23 protein-coding genes are annotated in these 26,214 nt (G+C 40.0%); 6 read left to right on the top strand and 17 right to left on the bottom strand.

The window, feature by feature from the left end:
* Nucleotides 1-7 precede the first annotated feature (7 nt).
* The 3 genes from ACZ5XR_RS00695 to ACZ5XR_RS00685 are packed head-to-tail and all read right to left on the bottom strand — an operon-like array spanning nucleotide 8 to nucleotide 2,404.
* The gene (locus ACZ5XR_RS00695) at nucleotides 8-685 is read right to left on the bottom strand and encodes a response regulator (protein WP_464499830.1); all 678 of its coding nucleotides are present in this window, start codon (nucleotides 683-685) and stop codon (nucleotides 8-10) included.
* 12 nt (nucleotides 686-697) lie between these two features.
* Nucleotides 698-1,852, bottom strand: coding sequence for a sensor histidine kinase (locus tag ACZ5XR_RS00690; RefSeq protein ID WP_464499829.1), 1,155 nt, complete (start codon nucleotides 1,850-1,852; stop codon nucleotides 698-700).
* 18 nt (nucleotides 1,853-1,870) lie between these two features.
* Nucleotides 1,871-2,404, bottom strand: a complete 534-nt coding sequence (locus ACZ5XR_RS00685; RefSeq protein ID WP_464499828.1) for a CcdC protein domain-containing protein — start codon at nucleotides 2,402-2,404, stop codon at nucleotides 1,871-1,873.
* 216 nt (nucleotides 2,405-2,620) lie between these two features.
* On the opposite strand from ACZ5XR_RS00685, the gene ACZ5XR_RS00680 reads away from it, so the two are divergent.
* Entirely contained in the window at nucleotides 2,621-3,220 is a 600-nt protein-coding gene (locus ACZ5XR_RS00680; protein ID WP_464499827.1) for a DedA family protein, read from the top strand.
* 136 nt (nucleotides 3,221-3,356) lie between these two features.
* Here the strand turns inward: ACZ5XR_RS00680 and ACZ5XR_RS00675 are convergent, their stop codons facing one another.
* Entirely contained in the window at nucleotides 3,357-4,589 is a 1,233-nt protein-coding gene (locus ACZ5XR_RS00675; RefSeq protein ID WP_464499826.1) for an allantoate amidohydrolase, read from the bottom strand.
* A gap of 367 nt (nucleotides 4,590-4,956) precedes the next feature.
* Complete coding sequence (locus ACZ5XR_RS00670) at nucleotides 4,957-5,943, bottom strand: SIS domain-containing protein (protein ID WP_464499825.1); 987 nt, start codon at nucleotides 5,941-5,943, stop codon at nucleotides 4,957-4,959.
* 241 nt (nucleotides 5,944-6,184) lie between these two features.
* Here ACZ5XR_RS00670 and ACZ5XR_RS00665 point away from each other — a divergent pair, with 241 nt between their 5' ends.
* Together ACZ5XR_RS00665 and ACZ5XR_RS00660 are read left to right on the top strand one after the other, a co-directional pair.
* A complete protein-coding gene (locus ACZ5XR_RS00665; protein ID WP_464499824.1) occupies nucleotides 6,185-7,018 on the top strand; it encodes a sugar phosphate isomerase/epimerase family protein in 834 nt (277 codons plus the stop codon).
* A 110-nt stretch (nucleotides 7,019-7,128) separates the two neighbouring features.
* Nucleotides 7,129-7,848 carry a GntR family transcriptional regulator gene (locus ACZ5XR_RS00660; protein ID WP_464499823.1) on the top strand — a complete coding sequence of 240 codons (720 nt, stop codon included), beginning with the start codon at nucleotides 7,129-7,131 and terminating at the stop codon, nucleotides 7,846-7,848.
* A gap of 78 nt (nucleotides 7,849-7,926) precedes the next feature.
* Here ACZ5XR_RS00660 and ACZ5XR_RS00655 read toward each other — a convergent pair whose 3' ends face one another.
* From ACZ5XR_RS00655 to ACZ5XR_RS00635, 5 genes are all read right to left on the bottom strand, one after another.
* Nucleotides 7,927-8,766, bottom strand: coding sequence for a PfkB family carbohydrate kinase (locus ACZ5XR_RS00655; RefSeq protein ID WP_464499822.1), 840 nt, complete (start codon nucleotides 8,764-8,766; stop codon nucleotides 7,927-7,929).
* An 80-nt stretch (nucleotides 8,767-8,846) separates the two neighbouring features.
* Entirely contained in the window at nucleotides 8,847-9,860 is a 1,014-nt protein-coding gene (locus ACZ5XR_RS00650; protein WP_464499821.1) for an SIS domain-containing protein, read from the bottom strand.
* A gap of 127 nt (nucleotides 9,861-9,987) precedes the next feature.
* Nucleotides 9,988-10,797, bottom strand: coding sequence for a carbohydrate ABC transporter permease (locus tag ACZ5XR_RS00645; protein WP_464502188.1), 810 nt, complete (start codon nucleotides 10,795-10,797; stop codon nucleotides 9,988-9,990).
* A 119-nt stretch (nucleotides 10,798-10,916) separates the two neighbouring features.
* Nucleotides 10,917-11,795: a carbohydrate ABC transporter permease gene (locus tag ACZ5XR_RS00640; RefSeq protein ID WP_464499820.1), complete on the bottom strand. Its 879-nt coding sequence runs from the start codon at nucleotides 11,793-11,795 to the stop codon at nucleotides 10,917-10,919.
* Between the two features lie 97 nt (nucleotides 11,796-11,892).
* Nucleotides 11,893-13,167 (bottom strand): ABC transporter substrate-binding protein, encoded by a 1,275-nt coding sequence (locus ACZ5XR_RS00635; RefSeq protein WP_464499819.1) that lies wholly within the window; start codon nucleotides 13,165-13,167, stop codon nucleotides 11,893-11,895.
* Between the two features lie 512 nt (nucleotides 13,168-13,679).
* Between ACZ5XR_RS00635 and ACZ5XR_RS00630 the strand changes: the two genes are divergently transcribed.
* A complete protein-coding gene (locus ACZ5XR_RS00630; RefSeq protein WP_464499818.1) occupies nucleotides 13,680-14,486 on the top strand; it encodes a phosphotransferase in 807 nt (268 codons plus the stop codon).
* Nucleotides 14,487-14,548: 62 nt separating this feature from the next.
* Here the strand turns inward: ACZ5XR_RS00630 and ACZ5XR_RS00625 are convergent, their stop codons facing one another.
* Nucleotides 14,549-15,658: a mandelate racemase/muconate lactonizing enzyme family protein gene (locus ACZ5XR_RS00625; RefSeq protein WP_464499817.1), complete on the bottom strand. Its 1,110-nt coding sequence runs from the start codon at nucleotides 15,656-15,658 to the stop codon at nucleotides 14,549-14,551.
* A gap of 91 nt (nucleotides 15,659-15,749) precedes the next feature.
* Between ACZ5XR_RS00625 and ACZ5XR_RS00620 the strand changes: the two genes are divergently transcribed.
* Nucleotides 15,750-17,012 carry a transcriptional regulator gene (locus ACZ5XR_RS00620; protein WP_464499816.1) on the top strand — a complete coding sequence of 421 codons (1,263 nt, stop codon included), beginning with the start codon at nucleotides 15,750-15,752 and terminating at the stop codon, nucleotides 17,010-17,012.
* 227 nt (nucleotides 17,013-17,239) lie between these two features.
* Entirely contained in the window at nucleotides 17,240-17,737 is a 498-nt protein-coding gene (locus ACZ5XR_RS00615; RefSeq protein ID WP_464499815.1) for a DinB family protein, read from the top strand.
* A gap of 132 nt (nucleotides 17,738-17,869) precedes the next feature.
* On the opposite strand, the gene mglC is transcribed toward ACZ5XR_RS00615, so the two are convergent.
* From mglC to ACZ5XR_RS00585, 6 genes are all read right to left on the bottom strand, one after another.
* Nucleotides 17,870-18,892: a galactose/methyl galactoside ABC transporter permease MglC gene (mglC, locus tag ACZ5XR_RS00610; protein WP_464499814.1), complete on the bottom strand. Its 1,023-nt coding sequence runs from the start codon at nucleotides 18,890-18,892 to the stop codon at nucleotides 17,870-17,872.
* A 14-nt stretch (nucleotides 18,893-18,906) separates the two neighbouring features.
* On the bottom strand, nucleotides 18,907-20,412 hold the full coding sequence (gene mglA / locus ACZ5XR_RS00605; protein WP_464499813.1) for a galactose/methyl galactoside ABC transporter ATP-binding protein MglA: 1,506 nt from the start codon (nucleotides 20,410-20,412) through the stop codon (nucleotides 18,907-18,909).
* Between the two features lie 223 nt (nucleotides 20,413-20,635).
* Nucleotides 20,636-21,694, bottom strand: coding sequence for a galactose/glucose ABC transporter substrate-binding protein MglB (mglB, locus tag ACZ5XR_RS00600; RefSeq protein WP_464499812.1), 1,059 nt, complete (start codon nucleotides 21,692-21,694; stop codon nucleotides 20,636-20,638).
* Nucleotides 21,695-21,901: 207 nt separating this feature from the next.
* The gene (locus ACZ5XR_RS00595; RefSeq protein WP_464499811.1) at nucleotides 21,902-23,491 is read right to left on the bottom strand and encodes a response regulator transcription factor; all 1,590 of its coding nucleotides are present in this window, start codon (nucleotides 23,489-23,491) and stop codon (nucleotides 21,902-21,904) included.
* Nucleotides 23,484-24,950 (bottom strand): sensor histidine kinase, encoded by a 1,467-nt coding sequence (locus ACZ5XR_RS00590; protein WP_464499810.1) that lies wholly within the window; start codon nucleotides 24,948-24,950, stop codon nucleotides 23,484-23,486. The genes ACZ5XR_RS00595 and ACZ5XR_RS00590 overlap by 8 nt, the downstream gene beginning before the upstream one ends.
* Entirely contained in the window at nucleotides 24,947-25,951 is a 1,005-nt protein-coding gene (locus ACZ5XR_RS00585) for a sugar-binding protein (RefSeq protein ID WP_464499809.1), read from the bottom strand. Before ACZ5XR_RS00585 ends, ACZ5XR_RS00590 begins: the two co-directional genes overlap by 4 nt.
* Between the last annotated feature and the right edge of the window lie 263 nt (nucleotides 25,952-26,214).

Below are 26,214 nucleotides of genomic sequence, written 5' to 3'. Positions count from 1 at the left end.
AAACCCTTCACTCTACCATCCCGGTCCGGAGGGCCATTACCACAACCTGGGTTCGATCCTCGCAGCCGAATTTTTGCAGGATTCGATGCACGTGCGACTTGACCGTTCCTTCACTGATGATCAGCTTCTGGGCAATTTGATCGTTTCGATGTCCATAGGCCATTTCTTGCAAAATTTCCCGCTCTCTTTCTGTCAATACCTCTAATAAAGGTGACTGATTTTCCGGGCGCGAATCATTAAATCCTGCTGCTGCAACCCTTGAAAGGGCATTTGCCGCCAATCCTGTTCTATAAACAGCTTCTCCGCGATAGGCAGATCGGACGGCTTCTAGCATATCCTCCACTTCTGCATCCTTAAGTAAATAGCCCACCGCACCAGAGCGGATTCCTTGGTAGATGTACTCTTGATCATCAAAAGTGGTTAAAATAACAATCTTTGTTTTCGGTAATTGCTTCATTATTTCTCTTGTTGCTTCAATTCCTGTCAACCGGGGCATCTGGATATCCATTAGAATCACATCCGGCTGTAATGCCAATGCCAAATCAAGTGCCTCTTTCCCATTAGAAGCTTCACCAATCAGTTTCATATCTTCTTGTAGTCCAATTATATAGCCAAATCCCTGGCGAATCATCGTCTGATCGTCAGCCAGAATCACCTTGATTTTTTCCTTCTTCAGCAAAATCATCCACCCTCTTCATCATTGTGCCCTTGGAGCTATTGGAATTTCAGCAATAATTTCAAATCCATGTGGTTTCTGAATGGAATAACTCAGCCTGCCGCCCCTTTCCTCCACTCTCTCCTTCATCACTCTTAAGCCGAATCCTTCCTTCATTTTTTCCAATGAATCCATGATTCCATTATCGCTAATTTTTAAGAAGAGGTTTTCATTTTCCCTCATTAAACTTACCTCCACCAGTGTAGCCTGAGAATGGCGGATCACATTCGTAATCGCCTCCTGGAGCACCCTAAATAAAATTCCGTAAATCTCCATGTTCACCTCTTCATCATTTATCTCAGAGTGGAAGTGATATGGAATGGAAGCTTGAGCCTCCATTTGGGAAAGCAACGCTTTCAGAGGAGTCACACCTGATAGCGAATGATCATCCGCAAGCGAATGGACGGACGTTCGAATCTCCTGCAGCCCTTGTCGAGCCAGGACCAACATCTCTTCAAGTGATTGATCTGCCTGGGCAGGATCCTTTTTTATCATATATCTCAATGCCTGCATCTGTACGATTAGGGATGTCAAGCTATGGCCGACCGCGTCATGGATGTCTCTGGCAATCCGTGTTCTTTCTTCCAATACCGCATACTTTATGCCAGTTACCGATGCTTCCTGCAAATGTTCATATGCTTCATGAAGCTCCGCTAAACGCTGTTTATTCAATTCAAACATTTCATTTCGCTGCATGCGGTTGCGGATATTGAAGTAAAGGACGATAGACAATACAATAAAGGAAATCATACGGAATAGACTTTCATGACCAAATTGGGAATAAAGGATGGCGGTCACAAACATCACCGCCATCACTGGGATTGGTGACCTCGACAACGACAAATGAACCGTCACCGAAAGAACTAAAATCGCAAGGAAGTAGATTTGGTTTGTTTCATGGTACCAAACTAAACCGGATGCTGTTTCAATGAGTATCAGGCTGGCTGCTATTATTAACCTTCTTTTCGTCCACCATGCTCTTGGTACGAACAGGACGCCCGCATAGGTCAGCCAAATCACGATGTTTAAGACTGTTTTTAACACTGGACCGCTAAATAAATGGTTCACAAACATGAGAAAAAAGATAATGGTTGAGCTGACAAGCTGCTTTCTGTACCATCCCGAATTATTTAGCATTTGTTTCCTCCACTGACTTTAGCTGTTCAATGTTTCTCCTGAATGCGCCAATTGTTTCTGCTTGCGTATTAAAATAATATAGTAAAAGACATAATAAGCGAACATAATCAGCATAAATCCAGCGGTCCAGGAATTACCAATCGTATAGCTGAAATTTTGCATTCCCGCCTTCCCTCCGCCGGTTAAATTCCCCTGCACGAAGATTGTCGCAAAGCGATAAATAAAGCGAATCAAGAAAATAGCGATTACAATGCTGCCAATCCAAGTATTGGGGCGATAATACAAGCTTTTTTCACGCTGCTCAAACCGGGTCAATCCTGCACTATAAAAAGCAAGAATAACTCCAAGCAGCACGCCCACCACATCTGAAATCAAGCTTATTGGATGAACGGCTCCCCCAATCAAAAATAAAACACCAATCACCAGGAAAATAACAACGCGAAACATCATCCTCCCTGAGTTCAGCTCTTGCCACCCAATATTGCGGCGGACACGTCTAAAGATGCTGAACAGGATTAGAGCGACAATAATAATAATTGAATAAGACTGCATAAATTAGCCTCCTAATAAACTATTTGCAAACCATGTTATGATCATTCCGTTGGATTTAATTTTACCTTTTCTCATTTTTTGAATCGACCAACTCCGGATTGATTTATTTTCTTGTATCTCTATCTATAGATAGATACGTCCTTTCCTTACATAAATTTCCTCCATTTAGGAAATGATGCTAAGGGGAAAAAAATATTTAGGAAGTGTAGCTAACAAATGCATCAATTGAATTATCTTATCGAACATTTCGGGTATTTTGGTATTATTGTGGCATTGATTGGCGGCATTATTGGACTGCCGATTCCGGACGAAGTCCTTCTTACCTTTGTAGGATATAATATTTTTCTTGGGAAAATGGCTTACATGCCATCTCTTCTATGTGCGGCTATTGGCGCATGCGGGGGAATTTCATTAAGTTATCTATTGGGGATAAAATTGGGACAGCCCTTTTTGAATAAATTCGGCCCCAAACTTCATATTTCGGAAGAAAGAGTGAACCGGACTAAACGCTTATTCAATAAGCTAGGCCCCTTTCTCTTGTTTATTGGCTTTTTCATTCCAGGAGTCCGGCATCTTACAGCCTATCTTTCCGGTATTAACTGCTACAAATATAAAAAATTCGCTTTATTTGCCTATCTGGGAGCCTTCACCTGGTGCCTTACGTTCATTACAATTGGGCGGACCCTGGGGGAAAATTGGACTGCTTTTGGTACATACTTTTCGAAATATAGTTTCCTTTTAATCTTACTAGCCATTCTCGGTGTCCTTATTTATTATACTTATCGGCGGAGAAGAAGGGTTCTTAAGAATGTATAAAAAGAGGCTGTCTCAAAAGGGAATGACCCCCACGTCCAACACTCAATAAATAGCCGCTTTTTGGATAAATTCAGCTATATATTGACGATGTGGGGTCTGACCCTTATGTTTGCAGACAGCCTCTTTTTCTTCTATATTATTTTGACAGCAATGTTAAAACGGTATCTAAGAGGACATTGACACCTTTTTCGCAGTCCTCCCAAGTGGTGAGCTCTTCTTCGCAATGGCTTTTGCCGTTAATACTTGGAACAAACAGCATCGCAGTTGGCACAAGACTTGCAATGAACTGCGCATCATGCCCGGCACCGCTTACCATTCGCTTATTAGAATAGCCCAGCGCCTCTGCTGATTGCTCAAAATGGTTCACTACGTCTTCATCAAACCAAACTGTGTCGCGTTCCCAAAGCTTTGTTACTTTTACTTCACAGCCTTCATTTAATCCTAAATGCGGCAGGCTTTGAACGAAGTCCTTGAAGGTGCTGACAATCTCTGTATCTTTGTGGCGTGCTTCCAACGAGAATACGACCTTATTTGGAATGACAGTATGGATGCTTGGGTACACGTTTACCCGGCCAATTGTGAAGACTAATTCTTCATCTAATGATCCTAAGCGGCTGCGGATTTCATTGATTAAGTTATTGGTGGCAAACAAGGCATCTTTTCTCATGCTCATCGGCGTGGTTCCGGCATGGTCGGATTCACCCGTTACTTCAATGTCGAAGCAGGCCATCCCAACCACACATTCAACTACCCCGATTGTAAGCGCTTCCTTTTCTAAGATAGGACCTTGTTCAATATGCAATTCTAAAAGGGCTGTTGCTTCTTTTAGGCGATTCTCGGCATCACCTTCATACCCAATGGATTTCAACGCTTCTCCAAAAGTAATTCCCTGTGCATCCTTCTTTTGCAGCATGACGTCTTTATCAAACTTTCCGGCAATCACACCAGATGCCATCATGGAAGGTTCAAATCTTGCCCCTTCTTCATTTGTCCAGTTCACAACCGTGACTGGCACTTTTGGTTTAACGCCGTTTTCTACTAATGTTCTAACCACTTCTAAACCAGCTACCACCCCGAGTACTCCATCAAAGCGGCCGCCTTTTTTGACCGTATCTAAATGCGACCCAAGGACAATCGGCGGTTTATTTTCCGTGCCTGCAAGCGTGGCATACATACAACCCATATCATCTACTTTGACGGTCAAACCTAATTCTTCACAGCACGAACAGAAATAATCTCTAACCAAACGATCTTCTTCTGACAAAGACAAGCGGGTAACCCCATTATTTTCTGTGCGGCCAAAATTCGCAAACCTTTCTAACTCTTGATGAAGTCTTTCCCCATTAATCAATAACTTTTGTCGTTGCATGATTAATCACTCCTTTATTTTGGTAGAAAAGAAAAAGATACTAGAAAAGGTAGTTCTGTAAGTGATCTTTTCCTGGTGACTGGTCATGATGTGGGTGACTCTTCGATATTTAATTTATGTAAATATTCAGTTAATATAATTATACACCTCTTCATAGACTTGTCATTAGACAAAACATAAAATTTTTCCCATGGTTTGTATGATAGTTCGTATAAATCAAAAGTAGTGAAAACCAACTAAAAAAGCCTGACTCACACTTGAGCCAGGCTTTTCAACTTTATTTCATGCTGCTGAACTGACCGTCCACCCCACACGGACAAAGTATGCCATTTGTCCACGAACGGTGCCTGTCACCATGACACCAATATTAATATTCTACTTTCCACATGTATCTTCTTTGAGATAGTGGGTGGTTACGGGCGTCTGCTAGTCTTTCTGCGTATTTGCGTAGGACATGGTTGAGTACTAGCGGTGCGATGTATCCTTTTAGTTCTTCGTCGATGCCTGCTAGGTCAAGGTCTTTTGCGTCTAGTACGACTAGTTTTTCACCGTATTTTTTAGAGAAATCTAATGCTCTTTCATCTAGTGGACGAGTTTCATCCAGGCCAAGCAAGATAATGAATGGAACTTCTTTATCAATAATTTCAAATGGTCCGTGGAAGTATTCGCCGGAATGAACAGCATTTGAGTGGATCCATTGCATTTCCATTAAGATACAGATGGCGTAGGAATAAGCAATTCCATAGTTAGCTCCGCTAGCCATTGTATAAATGACTTTCTCATCTTTGTAATCTTGACCGAATTGGATTGCGCTGTTTTCATATTGAGTAGCTGCTTTTTCGAACACAGGTTGTAAATTAGTTAAACTATTTAACACTTTATCAAATTTGTCATTGCCTTCTACTACATTCAGAACTCCAAAAGTTAATTGGTACAACAATCCTAGATTTGTATTAATGGCAATTGAATCTTGACCCCAATCGTATTTCACAACAAATTCACTTTCTTGTGCTAATGGTGACTCTTCATTATTCGTATAACCTACAGTCAATGCACCTTTTTGTCTTGCAAATTCTGCTGCTTTAACGGTTTCAGGAGTAGTTCCAGACATAGAGCATAATACTACAAGAGAATTTTCACCAAGTTTTCTAGGGTTGCGATGGATGAACTCATTTGAGCTATACACGTCAGAGGAAAGTTGCTTGGCTTCCCGATCCAATATGTATTTATTTGGATACATGATGGCAGAAGATCCGCCGCATGCTACAAAAAATACGTGGTCGATCGTACGATCTTTTAAAGAATCCAATACGTTTTGAACCTGTTTGTTAACAACTGATTGAGAGTTTACCATTAATTTCTCCTCCTAAGGATTAGTTATAATATATTAATACATTATATAACATTATAATAAATGACACTCACCTAATTGTCAATCTTTTTAAAACATTATGTTTATTTAAATTTTTCCCTCTATAAATGCTTTAATAGGCAATTTGTTCACCATTGACTTATAACATAATATAATGTTATATTTAATGGAATATCTATTAAATTACGAATATTTAAATTACTCTATGAAAGGAGATTTGGGAGTGTCCAAAATAGCAAGAAACCAAATAACAGGGATGAATTTCCACTATAAGCACTATCCTTTCGAATATTTTCTTGATGCAATGGTTCGTTATGAATTTCAAAATATCGAGATTTGGGGAGCATCTCCTCATTTATATGTCGATGATATGACGATCCAGGAAATTCGAAATGTAAAGAAAGAAATTGATAGGAGAAATCTATCTGTTGTATGTTTTACACCTGAGCAATGTGTTTATCCAATTAATATTGCGGCAAAAGAGGAATCAATTCGAGAAAAAAGTCTACAATATTTTATAAAATCAGCAGAGACTGCAAAAGAGTTAGATGCTCCCCTTCTTCTTGTGACACCAGGATGGGGTTATGAAAATGAAGATCGGAATGAAGCTTGGAAAAGATCTCGTGACTCATTAGAAAAATTGTCCGAGGTTGCAGCTAGATTAGACCTGGTTTTGGCACTAGAACCTTTAACGCGGGTGGAATCTAATTTAATTTCTAATAGTCAATCATTAAAATTAATGGTAAATGAAGTGAACAGCCCTTCTCTTAAAGGGATGATCGATACGATTCCAATGGCATTAGCAGATGAAGATTTTACGGATTATTTTAATGCACTAAAAGAGGATATCGTTCATATTCACTTTATTGATGGTAAACCTGATAGCCACTTAGTCTGGGGCGATGGTATTTTACCTTTGGAAACATATATCAATCAGTTAAACCAAGCCGGATATAAGGGAGCCCTATCTTTAGAATATACATCATACCAGTACGTACAGGACCCGGATTTGGCAATAGAAAGAACTTTTAAGGCGCTTTCAAATATAATTGAATAGTCATAACATTTTTGTTTGATAATGGAAAATAACTATTTGAAGCTATGAATTAACATTCATTATGAATATAATATAATTATCAGAGGGGTAAAGAAGGTGAAAAACAAATCATGTTAAAGCAAGATGATAAAACACCATTGTATATACAACTAAAGGAATCTATTCGCAGCTCTATTTTAAATGGCTCCTTAAAATATGGGGAGAAAATTCCAACCGAATTGGAACTAAGTGAAAGCTACAATATTAGTAGAATAACAGTAAGAAATGCCATTTTAGAGCTTGTTGAAGAAGGATATCTGGTTAAAAAACAGGGAAAAGGAACCTTTGTAAGCAAAAGGAAAATTGAAAGAAAGATTGTTCACTTTCTAAGTTTTTCTGAGGCCTGTAAAGCGAATGGCTTAACTGCAAGCAGTCAAGTGACGAAAAGAGAAATCGTTCAGCCAACACCGCTAGAAAGGAAAGCGCTTCAACTTTCCGATGATGATGCGCTGTTATATTTACAAAGGGTAAGGTTTGCCGGCGATTCGCCAATCATGGTTGAGAATAATTATTTTTCATATAAAAAATATAATTTTTTATTTGATAAGGAATTAAATGGCTCATTGTATAAAACGATTGAGGAAACGATACATGTAAAACCAAGTCGTGCTGGCAGAACTTCATTAGAAATTGTCAGGGCTTCAGGGGATGAAACGGAATTACTTAGGGTTTCCAGCGGTGAACCGCTTTTCTACCTGGAATGTATTACGTTTGATGAAAACGACGATCCCGTTCATATGGGCAAACAATTTATCATTGGAGAAGGTTATAAATTTACCTTTAATGAATAGCAGAAAGGCAGAGTCAAATTTTGACTCTGCCTTAAATTTTGATTAAGTGGAAAAAGTGCCTGGCACTTTATATCGCACTTATTTTCCAATCAAGATCCTTTTTGCTCTTTTCTTCCCGTAGCCAAAGGCACCATAGCGCTGACAGGTTTCCGCAGCAGCTGCTGACCCCTTGGCCATTGCTTCCTGGGCATTTCCGTTTAACAAGTATTCCTTTAAGAAAACAGCCACGAAAGTATCACCGGCACCTAATGTATCCACTACTTCTGTCTCAATAATGGAATGCTCATATAGTGTGTGGGAATCTGAGAATATAGATCCTTCTGATCCTCTCGTAACGATGACATTTGGTGTCCCTGCTTTCTGAACCTTTTTGATCAATTCCTGACATTCCGCTAAAGATAAGTCACCGCCTGAGAAAGTGCCAAATCTCACATGAGGGCATACTAGTTCTAAATAGTCCTCATCATACTTTGTAGAAAAATCAAACGAAATATCAACATACTTTTTCAATAATGGCAACTCATTTTCAATATTACTATATACACTTGTGTGTAAAAGTGAATATTCATTTAGTTCCTCTAATTCCTGTACGGGGAAATTTAACTTAAGCATCGTTTGAATGCCCCCTTTATTCGAGCCCACAAATTTACGATCGCCCTGCTCATCTAAGGTAACAACCGCTTCACCGGTAGGTCCATTCGCCCTCCTTATTTTAGAAACATCAATGTTTTCCTTTTGTAAAGAGTCGAAGATGTGATCGCCTTCATCGTCATTTCCAAGAATGCCGACATATGCTACCTCTTCCACGCCATATCGCTTCCAAAGCACCGCCACATTTAAGGCATTCCCACCCGGGAACATTTCTTCGCGGTCCTCATAATAATCCACTACATTATCGCCAACACCGATTAACTTCATGTTTGAATCCTCCCAATAGCCGTCATTTATGAAACTGTAGAAAAGGGTCTGACCCTATGGAACAGCCCCTCTCTTATTTTTTAATAGGCAACAGTACGGTAATATCTTCTAATCTCTAAAGAGTGATTACGCTTATCCTCTAAGTGGACACTGATTCGTTGAAGAAGAGTATTTACAACTAATGGTGATAAATACTTTCTGAATTCTTCATTGATTCCTTCCAATTCATAATCCTGTGTATCGATGACCGTTAATTTCTTTGTATACTTTTCGGCAAAGCGCTCTACTCGTTCCATCAGCGGACGTGTATCATCCTCACCTTTTAGTAAAATTACACTTGTATCTTCTTCAACTAATTCTAATGTACCATGGAAAAACTCTGCAGCGTGAATGGATTTTGTTTTGATCCATTGCATTTCTTCAAGGACGCACATGGCATAAGAGTAAGCACGGCCCCATGTATTCCCTGATCCAACTACCATGTGATATGGCTCATCTTTATAAGATAGAGCGAAGTTTTCAGCTTTTGCTTCACCAAGCTCTTTTACCTTTAATAATTTTTCAGGAAGTGATTGTACTTGGTCTGCAAATTCAGGATACGCAGGGAATTCGCCATTTTTATGTACCAAGTTAAAGGTCAATAAAAATAGAATTAATTGGTTAGAGTCCCCAGCAAAGTCATTTTCAGCATAATTGACTAATGCGTAGTCAACAATGTTGGCCAATGGTTTATTATATTCACCAGTTATACCAATTGTTGTTGCTCCTCTTTCTTTACAATACTTTGCAGCTGCCACAGTCTCTTCAGTTGTACCTGATAGAGAAGAAAGAATAACTAGTGACTTTTCACTAAATTGACGGTTATTAGATAATACGAATTCTGCAGCGATTTCTGCATACACTGGAACAGTTGAAAGAGAATTCAACATATGTTCAAATGGATAAAAAGTAGCTACCGCGCCGCCAGATCCAATGAGAAAAATATTTGTATATCCTTTTTCCGTAATCTCTTCAACAACTTTTTCAATTTCGTCTCTTAACCCAACTGCACCATTTGTTACTTTCAGATATTTTTCAGAATCAAAGTTCAACATATTCTCTCACTCCTATTTTTTAATACATTATAATACGTTATATAAATAATAGTTTATTTCTATAATTCAGTCAATATATTTTAAAAATAAAGAGAGCTATGATCCCGACAAGCCCTCTAATATAAAATCACCCTTTGACACTTCCCTCTGCCAGACCACGAACAAAGTATTTCTGCATGAACAAGAAGACGATGATTAATGGAACTGCGGAAATAACCAAACCTGCCATTAATACACCCCAGTTTGAACTTAAAGCACCCTTAAAGACCAGCAAGCCAGAAGTAATTGGCTTTAAATTTTGGCTTTGAATAAAGATAATGGAGAACAAAAATTCATTCCAAGAATAATAAGCAGTTAAAATCGCACCCGTAAACATGATTGGTTTACTCATTGGCAAGAAGATTCTAAAAAGCACATCCAACGTAGTTGCTCCATCAAGGTACGCTGATTCCTCCAGTTCTTTTGGAATGGACAAGAAGAAGGAACGTATTAACAAAACTGTTAAAGGAATCCGATAGGCAGTAATCGTTAAAATCAATGCCCAATAGGTATCAAAAATACCCATTTTTTGAATTAGATTATACAAAGGAATCAAGCTGCTTTGAGGCGAAAACATCAGGCCAGCCGATACAAATAGCAGGAGGAACTTTCCGCCTTTCATGTTAAAACGGGCCAATCCAAATGCGCATGCTGCGCTGATAAGAAGCGTTAAAACACATGTACCAACCGTAATAATGACACTATTCATAAAGTAACTTGAAACCCCTTGGCTCCATGCTTCTGTGTAATTTGAAAAGAGCCAGTGCTTCGGAAGCCCCCAACTATTATTAAAAATTTCATTGGTGCTTTTAAAGGAACTCATGATCATCCAAAATAATGGATACACAATCGCCACAAAATAAGAAAATAGAAAGACTGAAATCAATCCAATGATCATATAAGAACCAGTCTTATTTCTTTTCCTAACCGCATCATATTTTAAATTTGAAACCCTGATTTTTTTATCATGCTGACCTGCCATTTGGGAACTTTGCTGTGATTCTATAGGATTCATGGTTACTCCTCCCCTGTTTTAAGAATCTTGCCCTGAACAAAGTAAATGATTAATGTAATGCCTAGAATAACGTTTGCTATTGCAGAAGCAACCCCAGGCTGGTTATCAATAAACGCCTTTTGATATAAGTAGGTACTGAACACCTGTGATGAATTACTTGGCCCGCCACTGGTCAGCACATACACTTCACTAAATACTAGGAATGAACCTGTTATTGTATAAATTAACAAAACGAAAGTCATCTCTTTTACTTGAGGAACAGTGACACTGAAAAAGGTTCGGATTTTACCAGCTCCATCTATGGTAGCTGCTTCATATAATTCACTTGGTATTTTTTGAACAGCCAAGACATACAACATGACCGTATAACCGATACTTTGCCACTGGGAAACGGCAATAACTGCAAAAATGGCCGTTTTTGGGTTACCCAGCCAACCTTCTGCAAAATGGCCAAGACCGATTAATTTTAAAAATCCATTAAGCATACCGTTATCTGGATCATAGATAAAATTAAAGAGAATTCCAATGACTGTCATGGAAATCAGAACGGGAGTAAAATAAGTTGTTCGAAGTAGGGTAGAAAATCTTCGGAAAATCTTATCTTCCAGGATGGCGGCGATAACCAACCCAAGCCCAACTTGAAAAATCACCGAAATTACTGCATATAACAAGTTGTTCTTAAGGACGGTGCCAAAAATAGGATCTTTAAAAAGGTGTGTATAATTTTGAAAGGAAACGAATGTTTTAGCATCAGGATTAAAAGGATTCCATTCATAAAAGCCATTTATGATGTTTTGAACTAAAGGATAGTATACAAATAATGCTAGCATTAGAATGGCTGGTGCTATATAAAAAACTGGGACTAGTCGTGCTCGGCGCATCTATACCCCTCCTATTTTTTTCCTAAAAAACATGCCGGTCTTCTAGGAGCAAGGGGTTGCTCCTAGAAACCGACAGATAAAATGCGGTTAATCGGAATTATTGGTTTACTTGTTGTGCAGCTTGTTGAACACTCTTCATTACATCTTGAGGAGTCGTTTGGCCGCCAAGCAATGCTTGTGCACCACTGCCATATGGATTGAAAATTTGGGTATCAATGGCACTATCAGTCCACACCATCATATTTTTTGCTCCAGTGATTAAGTTCATTGCGTCAACTTCCTGTTGACTTGCTGTCTGGCTATTTACTGCGCCTTGAACTGTACTTGCCAGACCTGTTTCCTTGATTAACTTTTCTCCATTTACCTTATTGGTTAAGAATTCTAAGAATTTCACAGCAAGATCTGGATGAGCGGATTTCTTCGATACCATAAATCCTTCAGGAGCGCCAATTAATCCTGTTTGATCTCCTTTTCCACCATCAATCGCAGGCATTTTGAAAGTACCCCAATGGAATTTCGCATCTTTCAGAAGAGAAATTTCCATTGACTCAAGGAAGATTACTCCGCCTTTTCCTGCAACAAATTCGTTTCTTGATGCTTCATGTGTTAACGCGTTTGGATTAGTATTCATATAAGGTTTTAATTCTTGTAATTTTTCTAGTGCTTGAACATAACCAGGATCGGTGAATTTAGCACCCTTATAGCTAAAATCCTGCTGGATAACAGATGCTGGTACCATTCTTTGGTTTAATGCTGTAATATAGTGTCCTGCAGCCCAAGGGTCTTTGTTGCCAAGCAGTAGAGGAGTTGTTCCATTCTGCTTCAGTACTTTTAAATCATTGATGAATTCAGCCCATGTTGTTGGTACTTTTAAGCCTAATTTATCAAAAAGATCTTTGTTATAGAAAAATAGCTTAGTATCGGTATGTAGCGGAACGCCGTATACCTTTCCGTTGCTTTCAAACTGTGATACTTGTGAAGGAATTAGCTGGCTGGACCATGCCTTGTCTTTCTGAAAATATGAGGAAAGGTCTAACGCCACGCCGTCACGGATGAACTTTTGACCATATTCTCCCACCCAAGTAAAGAATAAGTCTGGTGGATTTTGACTGCCTAGAAGAACATTTGCCTTTTGTTTGTAGTCATCGTTTATTGCCGTGATTTCCTTAATTTGAACATTAGGATTTTCTTTTTCAAATTCTTTCTCTACGCTTTGGAAATAAGCATGATATGGATCATCTGGCCAACGGTAAAAGAAAGTTAATGTAGTCTTTCCATTTGACGAATCTGAACTAGAAGAACTAGAAGAACATCCTGCGATAAATGACATTACCAATACAATACTAGCAAAAACAGCCAACCAACGTTTCATTAACAAACCTCCTAGTAATCTTATTTTCTCCCATAATAGGTAAAGCGTTTACATAAATAATTAATCTCTTAATCATAACCTCCTGAATATGTATTTTGGCATTTCTGATAATTCAATGTATTATAATATTATATTACATGTTATAACGTTTGCTGTCAATATCCGAAAAAGGGGAATTTTCATTCAATTTAAAAAACACCCATTCTTCTATCCGACGGATTAAAGATATAACATTTTATAATGTATGTAAAAGTTAATTTATAACAGATTAATCTATTAGTCTCTTTTTGTTCATATTGGTCTCGAAGATCAATAATGGTAGAAATACTAAATTCTCCAATAAAAAGGGCCTGTCACCAATGTGAAAATTTCACAATGGTGACAGGCACCCTGTTCATTATTTAACAAATATTTTAGATTTATTTTCCAAACAAAGATTGAAAACTGATTACTCATAGTTTGATATTTTGGTAAAATTAAACATAGTTAAAAATAAATGGAGGTGATTTAACATGTCGGTTGGAAGATTAATAGGAAAAGGAAATACTGCAGAAGTCTACCAATGGGGAGAATACGAGGTAATTAAACTATTTGATGAGCGGATTCCAGGTAAGCTAATAGACCAAGAATATCATTCCAATGTTCAAATTCAGAATTTGCAGCTGCCATGCCCGATAGTAAAAGGCCAGGCAGAAATAGATGGAAAGAAAGGACTGATCTACGAAAAAATTGACGGCTTTAGCTTAACAAAACTAATTTCCAAGAATCCAATTTTATTAAAAAAAAGAGCAAGACTTTTCGCCCGGCTCCATCATCAAATCCATCAAATGGAAGGAACAAACCTTCCTAAACAAAAGGATTATCTTTTAAGAAATATTCACTTGACTGATTTATTGAGTTCTCAAGAAAAGCAGTCAATTTGTTCGTTTTTAACTTCCTTGCCGGATGGAAATCAAGTTTGTCATGGCGACTTCCATCCAGATAATATCATTATTTCAAATTCTAAAGTCAAAGTAATTGATTGGATGACGGCTACAAGCGGAAATCCGTTGGGAGATATTGCAAGAACCTATATCATTTTGAAATATGCCTATTTGCCAAAAAACATTCCCGCCGTTACACGATTCTTGATCGAGCGTGTACGGAATAAACTTTGTACCTACTATCTAACCGAATACGAAAACAATAAGTCTATATCAATAGAAGAAATCCAAAAATGGACCCTCCCCATCATGGCCTCCCGCTTAATCGAAGGAATCCATCCTGACGAAAAAAAGGTATTATTAACAGAAATCCGCTCAATCCTTAAAAAGAAGTGACAGGCACCGTTCGTGGACATTTTCACCCGTTTTGTCCACGTGGGGTGGACATTGCATTTAAATTATTGAATGCAATGGTCAAAGATGGTTAGTTCTTTAAGGATTTCTTCGTTGATTTCTACTCCTAATCCCGGCTTGTAGGTTAGGCGGATAAATGGGACGTCATAGGACAAATCACCAATATCCTTGGAAAATTTCAATGGTCCTGTCAGTTCAACGCTGGTAATGATTTTTTTGGAAAAGGCGACATGAAAACCGGCTGCAGACCCGACCGATGATTCCACCATGGAGCCAATCTGACATTCGATCCCGGCTAATTCGGCTTGATGTGCCAGTTTCACCGCCGGATAAATACCGCCGCATTTCATTAATTTAATGTTCACTTTATCCGCGGCTCGTTTCTGGATAATTTCCCGCATTTCACGTGTTCCTTTTAAGCCCTCATCGATCATCATTGGGATGGTTGTCTTCGCCTTTACTTCCACCATTCCGTCAATATCATCGGCAAGAACAGGCTGTTCTACCCAATCAATCCCGCATTCCGCCAATTGCTTTATAGCAGCAAGGGAAGTGGCGCTGTTTTTCCATCCCTGGTTGACATCAACCCGGATGTCCACCTTCTCTCCTACCTCAGCACGAACCGCTTTAATTCGTTTTACATCATCACTGACATTCGTACCGACTTTCATTTTAAAGGATTGGTAGCCCTGCTCCACCATCATTGCCGCTTCTTCTGCCATTTTCTCAGGCTCCCCAATGCTTAACACATGGGTAATCGGGAATTCATCATGATAGCGCCCGCCAATTAACTGGTACACAGGCACCCCAAGCTTTTTCCCCATAATATCAAAACAGGCAATATCAATGGCCGCCTTCGCCGCAGGTGCAGTGTAAACCAACGTATTCAACAGCACATGGATTTTTTCAATTTCCATTGGGTTCTTACCCAAAAGTGCGGGCCCGAAAGTGTGTTTGAGCATGTTAAAAGTACTTTCCCATGTTTCTCCCGTAACATGTTCGTCAGGTACAGCTTCCCCATATCCGACAATTTCCTCATCTGTTTCCATTTTGATGATAATCGATGGCATATTTTCGAACGTACTGTAACTAATAATAAACGGGTCTTTTAGTGGCAAGTGGATCGCATAAAGATGGATAGCGGTAATTTTCATCGTCTTTCCTTCCTTTCCATTTACAAATATTTTTGGGATTGATATATTTGTCGTTAAATAGACGTTATTAGAGTGCAGGAGGTGCTTGAAGTTGAGTATTAAAATTGCTGCGATTGGTCCAAAAGAAATTTTAACCAGAATGACTGAGATTGCTCCGCAAATAGCTGATATCGAGTTAGAAACCTATTGCTATCAGGAACCTAAGGAAGCGGCCGAGATTGTCAGAAACATAAATCCCTGCGATGTTGTCTTTTTCACAGGCGCCTTGCCGTATTATTTTTCAAAAAAACACCGTGAACAGCTGCCCATCCCTTCCATGTATTTGGCAACGGATGAGATGGCGGTAGCCTCTTCCTTGCTTTCGATTTTATATCATAAAAATATTGCCCCAGAGAGGATTTCCATCGATTTAATCGACTCATCTGTCGTTACAAATGTTTGGGCAGAGATTGGAAACGGGGCCCACCCTCTGCAAGTCCTGGAATACCGTGACATAGTAGAGAACAACCAGCTTAATTTGGAACAAATTGTCCAGTTTCATCATACACTTTGGGCTAATGGTACGGTCGACCTGGCGTTAACGAGCATCCATGCGGTCTATGACCAATTACTTTCACACGATGTACCGACAATGAGAATCATCGACCCCGAGATTTCGCTCATAAGGGGCCTTCAGGACGCAAAGGCGCAGGCGGAACTATGTAAAAGTCAGGCTGCTCAAGTTGCTGTCACCTATCTTTCCGCTCCCATTTCACAAGAAAACTTAAATGAATTTGCCCGTGTTATTCATGCATCAGTAAAACAGTTGAATGAAACCTTATTTGTTCTTTACTGCACGAAAGGCAATATCGAAGCATTAATAGAACAAAATGGCTTGCAGGACTTTTTGGACAAGTGGTCGGATCCTGCTGTTATGGGCTTTGGCTACGGTGCAACTATTCCTGAAGCAGAAGGAAATGCCAAGGTCGCACTTGGTTTTGCTGAAAAAGACATGGACGGGAGATGCAGTTACCTTTTAACAGAGGAAAAGGAGTTGCACGGTCCATTTCCACATGAACAAAGGAAGCAGCACCGTTTAAAAAATGACCAACCTGAATTTTTGCAAATTGCCCAAAAAACAAAGCTGAGTCCAGCCAATTTATCCAAAATTATTGAATTTGGAAGAACAAGCCCGTCCATCCACTTTACCGCCGCTGACCTAGCAGCCTATTTACAGGTAACAAGGCGTTCCACTGAGCGAATTCTTAAAAAGCTTGTAGACCACGGTTATGTGAAGATGGTCGGTGAAGAAATGACCTATCAGCAAGGGAGACCGCGAGCCGTTTACGAACTCAATATGCCCGTTTACCAGTAAGGAAGGTTCACTTAAATGAGGACCTTCCCTTTTTCGGTTGTGGGAAATCTTACTTGTCGCAAAATAGACGTTAATTAGATAGTATTATAGACTCCTGTATACGTCAATCTATTTTTCAATTTTTCAGAAAACTGAGATGACAGAAGCACCCGCCTCTGGAAGGGAATATTTTTTCCTGCATCGAATATAAACATTAATGGAAACTTGATTTTTGAAGGGGGAATCTTATGGATCAATCTATTAATGAATATCTTGTTGAAACAAGGAACCGCCTTTTGAAAGAAATTAATTCACTAAGTTTTGAAGAATTAAATTTTAAGCCCGATAGCACCACGTGGAGTGTTGCTGAAATTTGTCATCATTTATCTTTAGCGGAGAAATCGTTCACAAAGGCGATTCGTTATGGCCTAAAACAGGTGGATGGAGAAAAAGTTGAACGAAAACCGATTTACGATGTGACAGACAATACCCAAAAGTTCCAAGCACCGGCCATGGTTGTTCCAAGTGTGGACCCGTTTGAACTATCCCAGCTTCAAGAGATGTTAAACGAGTCTAGAAACATATTTTTAGAAGTTTTTAATAGTATTGAAGACAAATCAATCTTAACTGAAAAATCCGTAAAACATCCGCTCTTTGGCGATTTATCATTGGACCAATGGGTAGAGCTATTGTATTTACACGAAAGCCGCCATATCGAACAAATTAAGAAAATAAAAAATAGGTGACAGGGACCATGTGAAAAATTCACATGGTCCCTGTCACCTTTCGCAAAATGTCCACCACACATGGACAAAAAGGGGTAAAATGTCCACGAACGGTGCCTGTCACCGATTTTAATTTACCGATGGTTATCACCATTATTTCTTTTTGGCGTGTTTTCGCATGTCGAAGGCGACGGCGACGACGATGATGGCGCCTTTGACGATGTATTGGATGTATGGACTTACGCCTAAGAAGGCAAGACCGTAGTTGATGATTTGGAAAATGAGAACGCCGGTGATGACGCCTGGGACGGTTCCGATACCGCCTGATAAGGATACGCCGCCGACTACGCAGGCTGCGATGGCATCGAGCTCGTACATGTTCCCTGTATTATTGGTGGCACTTCCCACCCGCCCTGCTTCAAGCGTACCGGAAAAACCATACAAAACTCCGGCAATGATATAAATAATGATCAGGTTTCTTGCCACATTCACGCCGGAAACCTTTGCCGCTTCAGGGTTGCCCCCAATCGCATACATGTTTTTACCAAGCTGTGTTTTATTCCAGATGACCCAAATAACAACTGTTGCAATAATCGCATAAATCACAAGATACGGGATTTCATATTGACCGATCGGTATACCCCGTTGTGCAAACGTCGTAAAACTTTGGCTTAATCCTCCGATTGGCTGCGCTCCATATGGCGGGCGGTCAAAGTAAATGGAGTTAAGTCCATAAACGATAATCATCATCCCTAATGTGGCAATAAAAGGCGGGACATGAAGCTTGGAAACAATCACGCCGTTCACACCGCCGATAAGGCCCGTCACCGCCATAGCCAGTAAGATTGGGACAAACAGCGGCAATTGATGTAAATGCGGATACATTTTGTACGCATAATCGGATGCCTGCAATAAGGAGGCTGAGACAACAGCGGCAAGTCCCACCATCCGTCCAGCGGATAGGTCCGTACCCGCTGTAATCAAGATTCCAGCCATTCCAAGAGCGATGATGATCCTCGAAGACGATTGACTCAAAATATTAATTAAGTTTGTTACGGATAAAAAGTCAGGTGATGCGATGATAATCCCAATAACGAGCAGGACTAAAAACACATAAATAACATTATCTAACAACCATTTTGATATATTGGATTTTTTTGCTGCCTGATTATTCATTTTCCCATCTCCTCCTAATACAATGCTGCCAATCGCATAATTTCTTCCTGAGATGTTTTCGCTGTTTCGACGATTCCAGCGGCTTTTCCATTACTAATCACTAGAATCCGGTCGGTAACCCCTAAAAGCTCCGGCATTTCGGACGAAATCATAATGATTCCTTTGCCGTCTGCTGCTAATTGGTTGATTAACTGGTAAATCTCGAATTTGGCCCCGACGTCAATTCCGCGAGTTGGTTCATCCAGCAATAATACCTCCGGTTTTGTTAACAGCCAGCGTCCAATAATCACCTTCTGCTGATTCCCGCCTGATAAACTGCCAATGGACGTTTTTTGGGTAGGTGTTTTTACCTTCATGGAGTCAATGACCCATTTTGTATCATCGTAAACCTTCCTGTCAGACAGGAAGCCGCTTTTTGTTTTATACTGTGACAAGTTTGAAATGATCGAGTTAAAACTAATGCTCAACTCCGGATAAATTCCCGTTGTCCGCCTTTCCTCCGTCACAAGCGCAAACCCATTTTTAATTGCGTGTTGTGGAGAATGGTTCTTTACCATTTTGCCATTCAATTCAATCGTTCCGGATTTTAACGCCCGGATTCCAAATATGGCTTCGACCACTTCTGTCCGCTTCGACCCAACCAGACCGGCTATTCCCAAGATTTCACCTTTTCTTAATTCAAAGTTCACATTTGAAAAAGAAGGCTGCGTTTCGGCCGTAAAATCAGATACCTTTAAGATGACATCCCCCGGCTGATTGATTTTAGTTGGAAACCGTTGTGATAAGTCCCGGCCAACCATCAGCTTGATGATTTCATCTGTCGTCAATTCCCTGGAGCTTTTCGTTGCGATATACTGACCATCGCGCATGATTGTAACTTCATCGGAAATCTTCAGAATTTCCTCCATTTTGTGAGAGATATAAATGATGGCCACATTCTCGCTTTGCAGCTTTCGAATGATTTTAAATAGATGATTCACTTCATTCTCGGTTAAAGAGGAGGTCGGTTCATCCATGACAATAATTTTCGAATGGTAGGAGACCGCCTTTGCGATTTCCACCATTTGCATTTCCGAAACGGATAAGGTGCTAACCTTGCTTCGCGGGTCAATTTGAATATCAAGACTCTCAAAAATGGCTTTCGTATCCTCGTACATTTTCTTTTCATCTATGAAAATACCTTTTTTCGGATAGCGGCCGAGCCATAGGTTATCCATTACATTTTGCTGACGCACTTGGTTTAACTCTTGGTGCACCATGGAAACACCGTTTTCAAGAGCCTGTTTGGAATTGACAAACGAAACCTTTTGTCCATTAAAAATAATTTTGCCCTCGTCCATGGAGTAGATGCCAAATAGGCATTTCATTAACGTAGACTTTCCGGCCCCGTTTTCCCCCATTAAGGCATGTACCGAACCCGGCTTCACTTTTAGGGAAACATTATTTAGGGCAACTACCCCTGGGAATCTTTTTGTAATATTGAGCATTTCAAGTAAATTAGTCATTTTTGATTCTGACATGAGCGAACCTCCTCGCATTAGGTGATGGACGGCAAAACTATTTAAAAAATATGAGAGGCACTCCAAATGTGCTTCCCATATTTTTAAGAAGTTCATTTAATTAGGTGTCCGGCTTCCAGCTATGGAAGCGATGCCCCGAACGAAGGAAAAGCCCAGCTCTTTTCCTTCGTTCGAGGAGCGCCCTTCCCCAACATGGAGAGGACAAAGGCGCTTTTAGCTTTTCTTATTTATAAGCATCCTTACCAACTTGGATGTTATCTTTCGTTACAATAACGTAAGGGACACGAACGGCTTTCGAATCATCCAATTTCCATTGTGTTCCAGATAAGACATCTTTACCGTTTGCTGCATTTACAGCAAGGTCGACAGTTGCTTTCCCTTGGTTTTTCGCATCATTTAATACGGTACCAACCATTTTGCCGCTTGAAATCATATCAAGTGCTTCCGGAATGGCGTCAACACCTACAACCGGCATGAATTTGCTGCCTGTAAAGTATCCTGCTTTTTCAAGAGAGGCAATGGCACCAAGCGCCATACCGTCATTGTTGGCAATGACGAATTCAATTTTGTCGCCGTATTTTGCTAACCAAGCATCCATTTTCTCAGTCGCTTTTGTGGCATCCCACATCGCTGTATCCAATGCCAATTGTTCTACTTGGATGCCCTTTTGCCTAATTGTATCAACAGCAAATTTTGTACGGGCTTCTGCATCCGGGTGACCTGGCTCTCCTTTTAGCAATACGTATTGGATTTTGCCATCATGGTTCTTGTCCCATTTGGCCTTGTTGGCTTCCCAAGCCTTTGCAATCATTTCACCTTGAAGAACACCGGATTCTGAAGAGGTTGTTCCTACATAGTAAGCTTTATCATAGCTTTTCATTACAGATGCATCCGGCTCTTTGTTAAAGAAAATAACTGGAATGTTTTTTGGCTTTGCTTTATCGATAATGGTTTGGGCCGACTTTGGATCTACTAGGTTAATAGCTAATGATTTTGCACCTTTCGCAATGAGCGTATCCACTTGCTCCATTTGTTTGGATTGGTCATTTTGAGAGTCGTTCAGCATAAGGTTGGCTTTATCTTTTGCTTCTGTTTCCATTGAACGGCGCACATAGGACATGAAGTTATCATCAAACTTGTAAATCGTTGCCCCAACAGCCGGAAGCTTGCTGTCACTTCCACTTGCGGAATTACCGCTGGACGAACTTGAACAGCCTGCTGCTAACATAATGCTTGAAGCAACTGTTAAAGATAAAACTAGACCTTTGTTCTTTTTAAGCATTGAATCATTCTCCTTTTCTTTTCAAAGAATTATGGAACTGGTTGCAGAAAACGCTTGCTGTAACCCCTTACATTCATGGTAGCATGGTGAAAATGATTCCAATAGTTCCAAAGAATAGCATAAAATTGTGATTATCTAGACTATTTTGTTATTGCTATTTTATTAAAAAAAGAAGGCTGCCCCCATAACAAAGGGACAGCCTCCTCTTTATTTGCTTTCTATTGCTTCCTTACGATAATCGGATGGCGATAAGCCGGTAAGCTTTTTAAACACACGACTGAAATAGTTAGGATCCTTATAGCCAATGGAAAAGCAAATTTCCTTCAAGCTTTTGGATGGGTCCTCCAAATGCGCTTTGGCATGCTTAATTCTAATATCCGTTACATAATCAATAAACGTCTGCCCAAACCGGTCCTTAAATAACTTGCTAAAATAATAGGGACTAAGTTCCACATATTCGGCTGCTGATTCCAATGTAATAGAATCGGCATAGTGATTTTCAATATACTCTTTTGCTTTATGCAGCATTCCTTTTGCATGATTATTTCTCCAGACCTGCACATGCTGAACAATCGAGATTAATTGTGCTTTTCCGGTTTCCAGAATAAACTTAATATCCTCGGACTCTTCAATCTTTGGTGTTTGCTCGTAACTAACCCCTAAATCATGAAGCAAACGCGAGGTAAGAATAAACAATTCTTCAAAGGCTTTTTTTACAAAGGAAGGTTTGACGTGCTGGCTTTTGGCCTGCCCTGTAATAAACGAATCAAAAATAAACAAGACTTGGTTCACATCCCCCTTACGAACCGCATCTAACAGCTTTTTCTCCATTTCGATAACGGCTGATTTTATGCTGGATATCGGTTCGTGCGTTTCCTGCCTCACGCCAAATTGATACCGTTGATTCGGTGCTGCCAGAATTTTCTTCAGGGCACCTGCTGCTTCATGATAAGATTTGTGCAGTTCAGAGGCATGGTTGTACGCCAGGCCCACTCCAATTTTCAAATCCGCGTTAAAGGAATTCCTTTGAAAAAGCGTTACCACATTTTCCATTACCTGTTGGGAAAGCGATCTGAACAATAGTTTTTCGTTTGTTTTTTTACAAAGGAATAAAACCGGTACTTGCGAATCCGTCAGCGGGCCAATCATAATCTCTTGTTTTTTCACAACACCTTTAAGGGTCTCTTTAAGCCACGTATACCATTCTTGCTTTTCACGCTCCGTTTTCTCTTTTGACTGGAACGAAAAAAGCATGATATATCCGGATGTAATTTCTACTCCTAATAATTGACCCCATTCTTCATACGTGATGTCCTGAACCTGGTTCACCAACAAGGAAGAAACCCACTCCTTTTGGGCAATCGACACTGCCCGGTCCAAATTGTCGCGCAGGTTTTTCTGCTCTTCCTTCTGTTTTCGCTCATCTAAAATTTCCGTTTTTACCCGCGTCAATGCCTCTAAAATATCCTGTTTGCCGCTTGGTTTTAAAATGTACTCCTTTACACCCTGCTGCATGACTTCTTTGGCATATTCAAACGTATTAAACGCTGATACCATGATGAATTTTATCGAAGGATCGGTCTTTTTAATGGTCCTCACAGCTTCGACTCCATCAATACCGGGCATTTTTATATCCATAAAAATGATATCGGGATGGTCCGATTCTGCCAGTTCAATTGCCTTTCGCCCATTGGGGGCCTCACCGATTACCTCTACCCCCGTCATGCCATTTTGGATAATTTTTGCTAACGCCTTACGTTCAATGGCCTCATCATCCACTAGTAGAATTTTAAGCAAGCTGCTCTTCCCCCTTAAATGCATCAGGGATAATTAACCTAAAGGTTGTCCCTTTTTGGAGTTCTGAATCAATTTCAACAATATCGTTTCTTTGGTAAAATAGCTGCAGTCTTTTCATCACATTTTTCACACCTATGCCGGTGGAGTGTCCTGTTGATTTTTCCAGTTCAAATGATGTTTCAGATACAATTCCTTGCGCATAATCATGTAATTTCTTTTTGACGGCGGCGTCCATGCCTGCTCCGTTGTCCTTTACTTCCACGTAGATCCATTGCATTTGCCGGTAAATACGAAGGCTGATCACAGCATCCTCCTCAAGGGACTCGACCCCATGGATGAAGGCGTTTTCAATTAAAGGCTGAAGAGTAAGACTCGGTATTTCAATATCTAAACAATCCTCCTGAATATCAGTCACAAATTGAATCCGTTCACCAAACCTAACCTGCTGGATAAAAAAATACTCCTTCACAATTCTTACTTCATCTCGTAGTGTTGAGGCTTTATTTAAGTCCCCTAGGTTGTACCGTAGTAAGGCGGCTACGGATACAATCAATTTTGATGTCTCCTCCGCTTCTTCCAAATAGGCCATTTTGGATACCGTATTTAACGTATTAAATAAGAAATGAGGATTAATTTGATTTTGCAGGCTTCTTAGCTCCATTTCTTTTAGTAGATTATCCAATTCAGATTTATGCTTGATTTCCATGACTAACTGGCGGATATTGGTGCGCATTTGGTTAAAGGTTTCGGTTAATAGCTTCAATTCATCGTTGGTGGTAATTTTTATATCTTCCCCTGCTAGGTTTCCTTTTGAGATCTCTTTAGCCGCTTTTGATAAACGGCTAATCGGTTTCGTAATCCCTCCAGAGATCCATAATGCCAGCAAAGTACTTAGAAAAAAGGTTGCCGCAAAAAGGGATAGCGACATTAGTTTATAATAATGGTTTTCCAATGCAATCTGACTGTAAAATTTCTGATAGTTAGTTAGTTTATTATTTAATAACGTAAGGGTATCCTCTTGAAGGAAACCGGCTATATTCAATGCCTCATTATAATGAGATGAATATTGGTTGATATCATCCTTCTGGAACGATTGAATGGCCGCATCACATTCTTCAAGAAAACTATCAATCATATTTTTATAGTTCACAAGCGTTATATCTTTGGCATCGGGTTCGCGCGTTAATTTATGCTGGTCCTGAATCAGCCTTTGCTTTTCACTCTGGTACTCTTCCAGAAACTTCATTTCCTTGTCCAAAATATAAGCATGCATTTTTTCCGTGATGACATTGGTTCTCTGTGAGATATCATTTAATAAGAGAAATCTTTCAAAACTATTATCATATTCAACCACAAGTTTTTCACTACTATTATAAAAAAATAAGCCTATTGATGTTAGTAAACCGACAAGAACGATAAAATAAACGAGCAATTTAGAGCGAATTCGAAATAATCTCATTGGCGGCCATCCTCCATTCCAGAAGGGCGGCTTATAGGTAAATCTTGCAACCTCATAATACTCGTGCTTGTATGTACAACTGAGGAAACCTTTTTCCCCTCTTTTAGTTCAACCATCATTTTGACGGCCCCATACCCCATTTCATAGGGCTGCTGGGCCACTGTTGCCTGGATGATCCCTTCCCGAATGAAGGAAAGTGTTTCCGGCAGTGTATCAAATCCAATAATATATATTTTGTCCTTCTTCTTTTTCAGGTCAACCACATTGGCGATGCCGATTCCATCCAAAGCACTTGTCCCAAAAAAGGCGTTGACCTCAGGATGATTCTGCAGGATTTGGTAGGCCTTTTCAGCGGCTCTAATTCTGCTAATCTGCGATTCTTCAACAGCCACAATGTGGATTCTCTTTTCTTTTTTTACTGCATCCCGAAAGCCCTTCACCCGCTGAATTTGGTGATTGGCATAAAAGTTTCCTGTGATGATGGCCACATTGATGGTTCCCTTTGTATCATGGATCAATGCCTTCCCTGCTAAATATCCTGAATGATAGTTATCCGTACCGATATAGGCGATGCGGTTGCTTTTTTCTGAATCGGTATCAACCGTAATAACCGGGATGCCATTCGCCACCACTCGATTGATTAACGGCGAAAACTGGTTGTCGCTTAACCCCTGTGTCATAATCCCATCGACCTTGGAGGCGGCCGCCATTTCAATCGTTTTTAAATGCTCATCAATATTCGCCTGCTTTGGACCCGCATATTCCAGCAATACCCCATATTGCTTCGCCGCATCCTTTGCACCTTTCTCGACAAGCCGCCAATATTCATTATCCAGCTCCTCCGGCACAAGAACAAAATGATAGCGATATTTCTCATCTGGATTTTTCGCTGCTGGCAGCTTATGCGTATAAATTTTATATCCGTAGAAAAGAGCGAATGAGCAGCTAACGAGAAAAAAAAATGTTCCTAACGCATACACCCATGTAGATAACCTGCCCATAAAAGTCCCACTCCCGCTGCCGTCAATTTAAGCACATTATACTCGAACCCCTCCCCAATCAACAATGACAAATTTCAAGACAATGTTCACCACACGCGGACAAAAGGGGTGAAAATGTCCACGAACGGTGACAGGCACCCACTTTCCCACTTTTCACATTTTATTCAATTATTCCACATTTTTCTATCAATTTTGACAGTATAATACAGGTAGTACTCCAACACTCCCCAGTTCTACCTCTCTAGTTTTTTCCTAAACAATTA

The organism is Neobacillus sp. Fa239 (genome assembly GCF_055395235.1).
Note: the sequence above shows the minus strand (reverse complement) of the source record. Positions and strands in the feature narration are given on the sequence as shown.

Coding starts and splice junctions, on each gene's coding strand:
- ACZ5XR_RS00680 (WP_464499827.1), top strand. CDS start 2,621: ATGCATCAATTGAATTATCTTATCGAACATTTCGGGTATTTTGGTATT.
- ACZ5XR_RS00690 (WP_464499829.1), bottom strand. CDS start 1,852: ATGCTAAATAATTCGGGATGGTACAGAAAGCAGCTTGTCAGCTCAACC.
- ACZ5XR_RS00650 (WP_464499821.1), bottom strand. CDS start 9,860: ATGTTGAACTTTGATTCTGAAAAATATCTGAAAGTAACAAATGGTGCA.
- ACZ5XR_RS00685 (WP_464499828.1), bottom strand. CDS start 2,404: ATGCAGTCTTATTCAATTATTATTATTGTCGCTCTAATCCTGTTCAGC.
- ACZ5XR_RS00695 (WP_464499830.1), bottom strand. CDS start 685: ATGATTTTGCTGAAGAAGGAAAAAATCAAGGTGATTCTGGCTGACGAT.
- ACZ5XR_RS00655 (WP_464499822.1), bottom strand. CDS start 8,766: ATGAAGTTAATCGGTGTTGGCGATAATGTAGTGGATTATTATGAGGAC.
- mglC (WP_464499814.1), bottom strand. CDS start 18,892: ATGAATAATCAGGCAGCAAAAAAATCCAATATATCAAAATGGTTGTTA.
- ACZ5XR_RS00630 (WP_464499818.1), top strand. CDS start 13,680: ATGTCGGTTGGAAGATTAATAGGAAAAGGAAATACTGCAGAAGTCTAC.
- ACZ5XR_RS00640 (WP_464499820.1), bottom strand. CDS start 11,795: ATGCGCCGAGCACGACTAGTCCCAGTTTTTTATATAGCACCAGCCATT.
- ACZ5XR_RS00670 (WP_464499825.1), bottom strand. CDS start 5,943: ATGGTAAACTCTCAATCAGTTGTTAACAAACAGGTTCAAAACGTATTG.
- ACZ5XR_RS00645 (WP_464502188.1), bottom strand. CDS start 10,797: ATGATCATTGGATTGATTTCAGTCTTTCTATTTTCTTATTTTGTGGCG.
- ACZ5XR_RS00615 (WP_464499815.1), top strand. CDS start 17,240: ATGGATCAATCTATTAATGAATATCTTGTTGAAACAAGGAACCGCCTT.
- mglB (WP_464499812.1), bottom strand. CDS start 21,694: ATGCTTAAAAAGAACAAAGGTCTAGTTTTATCTTTAACAGTTGCTTCA.
- ACZ5XR_RS00585 (WP_464499809.1), bottom strand. CDS start 25,951: ATGGGCAGGTTATCTACATGGGTGTATGCGTTAGGAACATTTTTTTTT.
- ACZ5XR_RS00625 (WP_464499817.1), bottom strand. CDS start 15,658: ATGAAAATTACCGCTATCCATCTTTATGCGATCCACTTGCCACTAAAA.
- mglA (WP_464499813.1), bottom strand. CDS start 20,412: ATGTCAGAATCAAAAATGACTAATTTACTTGAAATGCTCAATATTACA.
- ACZ5XR_RS00635 (WP_464499819.1), bottom strand. CDS start 13,167: ATGAAACGTTGGTTGGCTGTTTTTGCTAGTATTGTATTGGTAATGTCA.
- ACZ5XR_RS00590 (WP_464499810.1), bottom strand. CDS start 24,950: ATGAGATTATTTCGAATTCGCTCTAAATTGCTCGTTTATTTTATCGTT.
- ACZ5XR_RS00675 (WP_464499826.1), bottom strand. CDS start 4,589: ATGCAACGACAAAAGTTATTGATTAATGGGGAAAGACTTCATCAAGAG.
- ACZ5XR_RS00660 (WP_464499823.1), top strand. CDS start 7,129: ATGTTAAAGCAAGATGATAAAACACCATTGTATATACAACTAAAGGAA.